Here is an 8,870-nt window from a genome sequence, read left to right on the forward strand (position 1 = left end):
TAGCGACAGTTATGTCTATTTCTCATACTCTTTTTTCACTATTTATTTCATTTTGGATAATATTCACTTTTCAATGTCCTGTTGCCAGCAGTGCTGGCATGATCAATCAGAATTCCGAGAGATCATTATTTTAAGACAAAGGGTCAAGCCCTTTGTCTTATTTGCATTTTTTAATGCTGTGCTGGTTCTTTACAAATGTTTCTTGCAATATTCTCAGCTGGCTGATTCCAAAGGAATGATACGATGTATCCAACGATATAGATTGGAACGAACATTGTAACTAATCCCATCACAAATGCGATGATTGGTGCATGACCGAGAATTACTACATTGAAATATGTAAGAATTATGCAGTTAACTACTACATAAACAAGGTTCACGATTACGTTGATGCATAAGCCAAATGGGAGGCTGCCAGGTTTTGTTTTACATACACCTGCGAATCCCATTCCCCATTTTACTGCTGGAACAAGCATTCCAACGATAAATGAAATAACATATGCAATTGCAAAGTTGATTAATAATAATTTTAATACGACTGTGTGTGTTGCAAGTAATTGTGCTGTCAACGAAATTGCCAGCGCAATTGGAATATTCATAATTAAGGTACAAATTGCTTTACATTTTGTGCTCATCATTTTTTTATTTTCCTTTCAACTCTATAATATGAATCATTTCCAGCAGAGGCGGATTAGGAAAGGTTCACTTTACTCCTTACTAGATTGCTTTGAACTCTTTGTTTTTGTAACGTGCCATCTTCTTAGATACGATTTCATGGTTCTCTGGATTTGCATAGAAGCCACCCTCTGTTGCTCCGATTTCTTGTAAGTGACGTGCTCTTCCTTCAACAGTTGTTCTGTCTTTTAAGTATCCGTCTTCCTGAATTACAAATTTCCATTTTCCATCGTCTGTCTTTTCCAAATTTCCGCCAGCTCCACATACCTGACATTCAACTGGATAATGTAATCCGTCCCACTGTAACTCACCGAGTACTAATGCGTTAGAGTGACAGTTTGGACACCAGCCCATATCCTCATCACCGAGCCATGTTCTCTCTTCTGCTGGTGTAGCGATTGCTTTCATGATGTTCTCGCCCATCTTGTGTGCTCTTGCCATCAAATCATCATCTAATAGACACTGTCCAACACCAGGAACTCTTGTAGCTAAGATCATGTCAACAACCTTCATATCTGTTGTGAACATAGAAGCCTGCATACACTCAAGTGCCATTGACTGCCATGCACGTGTTGATCCACCAACCGAAATTAGTCCGGCGATTCTGTCTTTGTGCTTGATTGCTCCGATTGTCTCAAGAAATGCTGTCTCATAACTTAAACTTCTCTGTGCAAACATAGAATATGTCGCTGTTGGCATCAAATCATATGTAGGTGCTGAGTAGATAACCGCATCCTGTGCAAGCATAACGTCCATGATTTTTTTCTTATCATCTTTTTCATCAAGCACACATCCTGTATGTTTGCCCTGTGCCATTCCTCTTGTGCATGATGTACATCCGGTACAACTTAAAATGTTGTAGTCCTTCAGGTTAATCATTGTTACCTCTGCCCCTGCTTCTTCACACGCGATCAGTGCTTCTTTTAATAAAAGCTCACTATTTCCGTTCTTTCGTCCAGCGGTGATTCCCATTACTTTTACTGCCATGTTTTACTTCCTCCTTGATATAATTAGTATATTTGTCTAGATTTCATTGAAGTCATTCCGGAAATCTGTTACTATATAATAAAATATATCAGTTATACATTTAACAAGCACTATATAAATGGAGAAACTTTGCTCGATTTAATCATGATATTTCAGACGTTTGTCTGATGAAGGGAATTTTATGGCATATACAAAAAATGTAATAGAAAAAATAGAGTCACATTTCCAAATAAAAGTGTTAGGAAATGTGCCGGAAGACGGCATGATTGTGAGTGTTATGTTCCTCTCGGCCGGTGATATGGAGAAAGAAGTTCTGGATGAGCAGTTTTTATATCTCGGACAGTACTCGGAGTACAAAGAGTTATCCGCGAAAGGTCATGTTTTGCTTTTAAATACTCCCGAGAAAGCAGTCAATTCTAAAAATGGAGCACTGTCAGGAAACACACCCTATTCCGACTATCTATACATCACTCAGGATTTACCAGTTCAGGAAGTCTTTAACGTGATTCAGGACGAGATGATCCGATATCACCAGATTCAGCTAAAAAAAGAAGAGCTCTTCCGAGCTCTCCATCGAAATACCAGTTTGAATGAAATTATCAAAATCGCACATTCCTATATAGATAATCTGATTTCTGTCTGTGATAACAGTTTCTCTATCATCGGATGTTATCCACCGCTTGACGACGATCGAAATCTGGAACGTCGAAACGGAAAGCTCTATTTGAAATCACCGTTTTTCAAGAACATGATTGACAGCAAACTCACCGATCAAATTTACCAATCACACAAACCGTTTATTGCAAAGGTCGAGGTATTTCCATATGACTGGGTTTTCTCAGGAATTCGCATCAATCATGCAATTGTTGGCTACATCTGTATTCGTGGAATTGTGCGTCCGTTTATGGATGAGGATTTGGAATTAATTCATGTTCTCTCCCGTGTCCTTTCGATTGCAATGCAGAAGAATAACGCCTATCAAAATCCGACCGGATTGAAATATGAATATTTTCTTGGGGATTTATTATCTGGACAATTTGATAACTATGATTTTATCGAACAGCGAATGACTCAATTGGGACACCCAATTCAGCCTTATTACCATGTTCTGGTTTTACAATCCATGGACCCAGCAGGAAAACATCCGTCACCGAAATACTATTATGACCAGATTTTGACCATGTTCCCACGCTGCATGGTTGTGCTGTTCCAAGGTTTTCTTACAATTCTGCTTCCTAGTACAGATACAACTTTGTCAAATGAAACACAGCTGGATCGTTTTGAATCATTCCTTCAATTGAATGATATGCTTGCATCTGTCAGCTTTCCATTCAATGATATTGTTGAGACACCTAAATACTATCGGCAGGCACTTGCACTCTTTGAATTGCCACAATCTTCGGTTACACAATCAGATGCCGAGTATCCGAATATCATTGATTACCGCTCGCATTATCTGGAACATGTATTTAGCCTGGCGAGTAATAAAGAACTTCTCCACGCTTCGATTCATCCACACATCACAGCGATTCTGGAGTATGACAATAAACATCACACGGAATATATTAAAACCTTGCAGACCTACTTGTACAGTAATCGAAATGCTGTCGCGACTGCGAAGGAATTGCATATTCATAAGAGTACTTTTTTCTACCGACTCACAAAGATGTCGGCGTTGTTTGGGTTTGATATGAATGACGGGAAATTACTATTTGCTTATGATTATTCATTCCGACTGATTCATTTTTTGAAAATGTACGAATAGACACGTTGAATAGTATAGGGAACAGCAACTCGCTGTTCCCTATATATAAATCACGCAAATCGAATCTTTAATTTCCCATCATATATTCCCAACGGTACTTCCTGCTCAAATCCATATATCACAGGAATAATATCCTCTTCAAAGAGATATTCTTGCATTTTATTATCTCTTGTATTTTCTTTTTATTTAGGTTTGATGTAAAAAAGCTGCAACATTGTCACAGCTTTTTTAATTACATAAATCTTATTTGAATTGCGTTAAGTGCCAACCTCCGATTTTGTTCATCCAGATTCCAAAATATATCACAAATATCAGTGCCCTTCTGATTCATGCCATTATACAGGTTGAACCCCAGCCTTATCAGTGCCTTTACTCCACCTGATAAGTCAATCATTACTCCTTTTTTGGTCAGGCAAGGTATACTTTATTTAAATAATCCATTTCTCTCCACCTATATCAGTTCTGCTTACCTGCTCTTGAACTTCCATTGTTTTTATTGGATTTTACTTTCTCAGCATCTTTAGAATTATCCTCCCAGTCATCTACAATAAAGCTCTTAATATAGAGAAGGCTCGGCAAACCCAACCCACGTCTTCGTTTTTCTACCAGTCCTAAATCCTCCAATTCCTTTAAAGTCTTTATTGCTGTTTTCTCAGCTACATTTAAATTCTCCATAATCTCTGTTATCTGATTAACAATGTACACACGATTTTCATTATCCAACCACTTATTCTTCATTGAAAGACTCATTCTATCTAAAAGGATTCCATATAACAGCTTTGCAGACAATGACAAATCTGCAAATAATGGATCTGTAATTAACCGCTTCGGAATTCGTATGAAATTAAATTGATCCGCTTCCGAACCGTAATAATAATTAAAGACCATTTTTATCAACTCTCCTTCTGATTTACCCATATATGTTTTGGTAGTGGTTTGGCTGGTTCAAGAAATTGTTCTAAATACTGCTCGAATACATCTGTATTTACTAGTGCTGAAGATCCTACTTTATATATGGCTCCTGCTTCCTTTGCCAATGTCATAAAACGAGTTTTTCCCAAACTGTAAATAATGGAACCTTCTGTCGCATTCACATATTTCTTCATTACATCCTTGGTCTGTGAATAGCTTTTGTACGAATATGCCATGTCTGCCTCCTTCCTACGTTTCACTTTCTTTCCATAATGGATTTTTCATCGGGACTGGACTCTCTCTAAACTGTTCCATATAGTCATCAAATATGTCTAGGCTAATCAGAACAGTTCCGCCAGTACCTTCATTAATCTTATATACTGCACCAGCTGCTCTTGCCATTTCAATAAATCGATGATGTCCAATACTGTATATAATCGAACCTTCTCCAATACGCACATATTTCTTTTGCACATATTTTGATGTGTTTGGAACCTTATATAAGTGTTTCATATACTCCTCCATTTTCATGTGGTTAATCAATGTTGTTCTCGGCAATTGATAAATTGCACCAGCTGCTAAAGCAAATTCCAAAAGTCTTCTTTGTTCTATGTCAAAAATCATAGTTTCTCTGTTATCGTCAATAATCACTTTTCCCTGTGCGATAGAAAGCAAAACAAAAGGGATGTATCTGCCGATAACATCAGGATATTTATCCCACAGTTCTTCTTCAGTAAGTTCGGTTATAATCGCCCATTTCTCTGTGCCGGTATATCCGTCATACTCATATTTGAGGTTGATAAGTTTACAATCTCTTGCAAAAATTTCTTCCTGATTATTTAATTTGTTGTTCTTTGTCATTTCCGTAATCTCCTTAAATTTGAATTTTTGAATTGGTTTGAAATCAAAAATTCGGAGATTACGGGTACTCAGCTATCTGGCACTGCCAAACGGTATAAAACATAAAAGTCCTTTCCCAAGTAAGGGAAAAGACCTAATACTGCACGAAGCATAATCGAATAAAACAGCAACAAAAAAAGCACCGTCGGATCTGGACAGCAAAGAATACTTCTATTCTTCACTTATCCGGCTTCGTACGGTGCTTGGTAGTTTAGCAAATAAATTGCTTATCTCCGCTTACTCGATTAGAAATCGTTTCGATATTTACTTGTAATCTTCATCGCCTGCAATTCCTGCCATATCCATTCCTACGGATTCTTCGGAAGTAAGCGAGATTTAAGATGTGGACATTCTTGCATTTCTGACACTTCACACTCAAATGTCCGGTTGCGTCTGAAAAAACTCTCTGTATCCTGAACCCGCAAGTCGGGCAGAGAATATCACGCTCTTTCAGGCTTTCTGCTTCTACTCTTGACAGAAGCAATCTCTTTTGTATTTCAGGTGCTACCTGAGTCTGTAACCTCATTGCGAAACACCTCCCAGATTTAATTCATTGGAAATGTATTCAAGGATATTGTGATACTCAAATAGTCCCATATCAGGTAATTGCTGTTCCTGTGTTTGCTCTGCAAGCAGACTGCGGACATAATCAATCTTCTCTACACGGTTAATCGGGAAACCTACGCTGTCCTCAAAAGTGACATCTCGCATAGAAACATCGCCGCTTATTTTACCGACGCTTTCAATAACAAATCGGCGGTCGTCAATCACAACTTCCTTACCGATAATGTCATCATCATTTGTCTGCTCTGCTTCTTCCGGTGGTGCAGTAGAAAGAATTTCCCGATTTCTTTTCTGCTCCTCGATTTCTGCCCGTCGTGTTTCCTGCTTCTCAAGCCACTGCGGATACTGCTCCTTTTCCTTTGGATTTAAGTATCTGTCTGCACGGATAAGCTCTCCGATACGCTTTTCCACCTGTGTCCATTTAAGAGTGAGTTTAGGTGCGTCGTTTCCAAATCCTCTTGAAAGAGTTATGCCTTTCCCGTCGTGCTGTTCGTCAATACCTGCACCGATAATGACAGGATATGAACCTCCCCAACCGTATTCGTTTTTGAGAAAGTCTACATTTTCTTTTGAAGATAAACTCTTTTGAAACTGCTCATAGATACGCATTTTACCTTCGTGAATACCGCTTCCACGAGTCAAAACTGCGTCGATAATCTCCTGAGAAAAAGTAAAGGCAGAGGTTTTGTTTTCCTCTGCCTGACCGTCTAATATGAAGCTCATCTGTCCGTCTACCGACGGTAGCGGTTTCATTCTATCATTTAATTCTCCCAAAAGACGCATTGCTTCAAAGTGCTGTGCAATCACGCTCCAGTTATAGAAACTCTGTGCAGTTCTGCTGTCATAATGACCTTCCCAAAGGTGCAAAACATTCTGAAATGTCTTGTAACCTACGGTTCTCCCGTCCTCTAATGTGAGTTCGGTATAATCGTTATTGAAGATACTCTTGATATATTCGGTACGGGTATCGCTACTCTGTGGGTTTCCTGCGGAACATATTTGTCAATGGACTGCTCCGTAATGGTATATACGCCCGGCATAAGGTTATCAAGCTGGAACTTACCGCCGTTTGCTGTGGTAACTGTCTGATTTACTCCGTTACCTGAAATAGTGAAATTGATACCGTCAACCTTTCCGTCCTCAGATGTTTTCACAATTTGACAAGAACCGTAGCTGACTTTCATCTTTACATATCCGCTTACAGGGTCGCTGACTTCCTGTGCATAAGTAACAACATCCTGCACGCTTGAATTTTGACCGTGCTTACCCTCAGACCATACGACAACGCCTCTGCGTACACCGTTTTTCTTACTTGCGGTAATGGTAAATTCCTTACTCGGTGCTTTATCCATTGACACCGTAAGTTTGTTTCCGTTTGTGGAAAATGTTACACCACTGATATTCGCCTTGAAATCATAATTGGAGAGTACACCATTTGAATCTGTAAGGGTAGCAACATATTTGCTTCCGTTCCATTCAAGCTCATTGACTTTCGCTGAACCGCTTGATTTAGTACAGAAGCTCGGCACAACTGTGTGATTCTGCACACTGCTGACCATACTGTTGTAGTAACTCATAATCTTACTGCGAAGCGGATGTTTGGCATTGATAACATCTTTCACATTACTGCAACCACTGGCTGCTTTGTGATTAAAGTTTGCGTCACGCTCGCCTACGACAGTTTCCCAAATAAGAAGCTGTGTTGCATAAGCGTGAGCAATACTGTTTGCCGCACTTTCGTTCTGCGACCTCCAGCTTGTTGAAATCGTTCCTCGATAGCCGTACTGCAAGATACGACCGATAAAGAGTCTGATTTCATCACCGGAGATAACTCCGTTTGCTGTGATATTGTTAAAATAATTTTCATCGTATTTGTTCATACTCTGACCGGAGCTGAGTGAAACACCCGGCTCGATACAATAGGCAATATTACCGGAATATGAACCAATTGCCTTTAAGTTGGTGTGGGTGGAACTGCCGGTATGCCAACCGTTCTTCAAAGTAAGGTTACTGTGTCCCCACACTCCGTCGTAATTTGCGTCGCCGTCACGAGGGAAATCAACCATATACACTTTGGTCTTTTCTCCGCTTGCGGCAAACGCTGTGCTTGTCCCAATACTCATAAATGCACTGAGACTGAGAACCGTCGCCATAACAAACGATAAGGCTCTCTTGATTTTCGTCTTTACCATCTAAGTTTCCTCCTTAAAATGAAAGAACGCACCGATTATCTCAGTGCGTCCGATACTGTATTTTATTTTGTTTTTTAGCAGTAGCCGATATAGATTTCATATTCCGTATCGGATACCTTTTCTGCCCATACCCATACTGCGGTAAATCCTTCCACATTTTTGTATCTGCTCAGCCTGTTTTGAATGTCATCCTTAATGCCTGTGCGTTTGGCATTTGCAGTGATAGGATTATCCCAACAATCCGTAGCGGTACTGTCCAACTCTAAACCGATACTTTGAGCATAACTCTTGGCGTAATTGACATAGGAATTAACATCAAAACTCGGCTTTACTTCTTCCGTCGGTTTTGGCTGCGTGGGTTTCACTTCTTCCTTAACCGTCGGTGTTTCCGGCTTTGACTGCTGTTGTAGCTGTGACTGTTTCTGCTCTTGGGTAGTATCAGGTGTTTTCGTTACCTGTACGGAATCATTGTTTTTTGTAACTTCCGATTTACTTGCCGAAGAAGAAACAGACGACTTTTCCTGCTGACTCGGCTCTGTTGTTGCTTCACTTGATATCTAACGCCAATTTCATTTACTCCTTTACTTCAAATATTATCCAATTGTTCCTTAATTTTATTTATTTCTTTAACCAGATTAAACTTCTTATTTGGTTGCTTTTCATTTCGTGCTTGTTTCTCCAGCTTGGAAATTTCATTGCATAATTTTTCTCGCTTTTCTTTTAGTTCTAGCTGCTCTTCCAGTGAAGAATGGTGCTAGTATATAAGTGTGGACACGAAAAGTTGAACAATCTATAATAATCAAAAAGGAGAGTTCAACCAATGGCAAAAAATCAAAAATCCTATACTCCAGAATTCAAACAGCAGATCGTAGCCC

General features: G+C 39.4%; 10 protein-coding genes. 1 reads left to right on the plus strand and 9 read right to left on the minus strand.

Features of this window, described 5'->3' with window-relative positions:
- Positions 1–170: 170 nt before the first annotated feature.
- A complete protein-coding gene (locus BN3456_RS00865) occupies positions 171–638 on the minus strand; it encodes a hypothetical protein (RefSeq protein WP_089982087.1) in 468 nt (155 codons plus the stop codon).
- A gap of 79 nt (positions 639–717) precedes the next feature.
- Entirely contained in the window at positions 718–1,662 is a 945-nt protein-coding gene (locus tag BN3456_RS00870) for a flavodoxin family protein (RefSeq protein ID WP_089982088.1), read from the minus strand.
- A gap of 181 nt (positions 1,663–1,843) precedes the next feature.
- Between BN3456_RS00870 and BN3456_RS00875 the strand changes: the two genes are divergently transcribed.
- Positions 1,844–3,427 (plus strand): PucR family transcriptional regulator, encoded by a 1,584-nt coding sequence (locus tag BN3456_RS00875; RefSeq protein ID WP_089982090.1) that lies wholly within the window; start codon positions 1,844–1,846, stop codon positions 3,425–3,427.
- A gap of 232 nt (positions 3,428–3,659) precedes the next feature.
- Here BN3456_RS00875 and BN3456_RS15775 read toward each other — a convergent pair whose 3' ends face one another.
- From BN3456_RS15775 to BN3456_RS00915, 7 genes are all read right to left on the minus strand, one after another.
- Positions 3,660–3,821 carry a DUF6075 family protein gene (locus tag BN3456_RS15775; protein WP_176699065.1) on the minus strand — a complete coding sequence of 54 codons (162 nt, stop codon included), beginning with the start codon at positions 3,819–3,821 and terminating at the stop codon, positions 3,660–3,662.
- A gap of 62 nt (positions 3,822–3,883) precedes the next feature.
- On the minus strand, positions 3,884–4,315 hold the full coding sequence (locus tag BN3456_RS00880) for a replication initiator protein A (RefSeq protein WP_207644076.1): 432 nt from the start codon (positions 4,313–4,315) through the stop codon (positions 3,884–3,886).
- Between the two features lie 5 nt (positions 4,316–4,320).
- The gene (locus tag BN3456_RS00885; protein WP_176699066.1) at positions 4,321–4,575 is read right to left on the minus strand and encodes a DUF6462 family protein; all 255 of its coding nucleotides are present in this window, start codon (positions 4,573–4,575) and stop codon (positions 4,321–4,323) included.
- Between the two features lie 13 nt (positions 4,576–4,588).
- Positions 4,589–5,200, minus strand: a complete 612-nt coding sequence (locus tag BN3456_RS16170; protein WP_242862767.1) for a DUF6462 family protein — start codon at positions 5,198–5,200, stop codon at positions 4,589–4,591.
- 561 nt (positions 5,201–5,761) lie between these two features.
- Complete coding sequence (locus BN3456_RS16175) at positions 5,762–6,556, minus strand: hypothetical protein (protein WP_242862768.1); 795 nt, start codon at positions 6,554–6,556, stop codon at positions 5,762–5,764.
- A gap of 155 nt (positions 6,557–6,711) precedes the next feature.
- Complete coding sequence (locus BN3456_RS00910; protein WP_242862769.1) at positions 6,712–7,995, minus strand: thioester domain-containing protein; 1,284 nt, start codon at positions 7,993–7,995, stop codon at positions 6,712–6,714.
- Between the two features lie 74 nt (positions 7,996–8,069).
- Positions 8,070–8,360 (minus strand): hypothetical protein, encoded by a 291-nt coding sequence (locus BN3456_RS00915; protein WP_207644077.1) that lies wholly within the window; start codon positions 8,358–8,360, stop codon positions 8,070–8,072.
- Positions 8,361–8,870 lie beyond the last annotated feature (510 nt).

Source organism: Clostridium sp. C105KSO13 (assembly GCF_001517425.1).
GTDB lineage: Bacteria > Bacillota > Clostridia > Lachnospirales > Lachnospiraceae > Muricomes.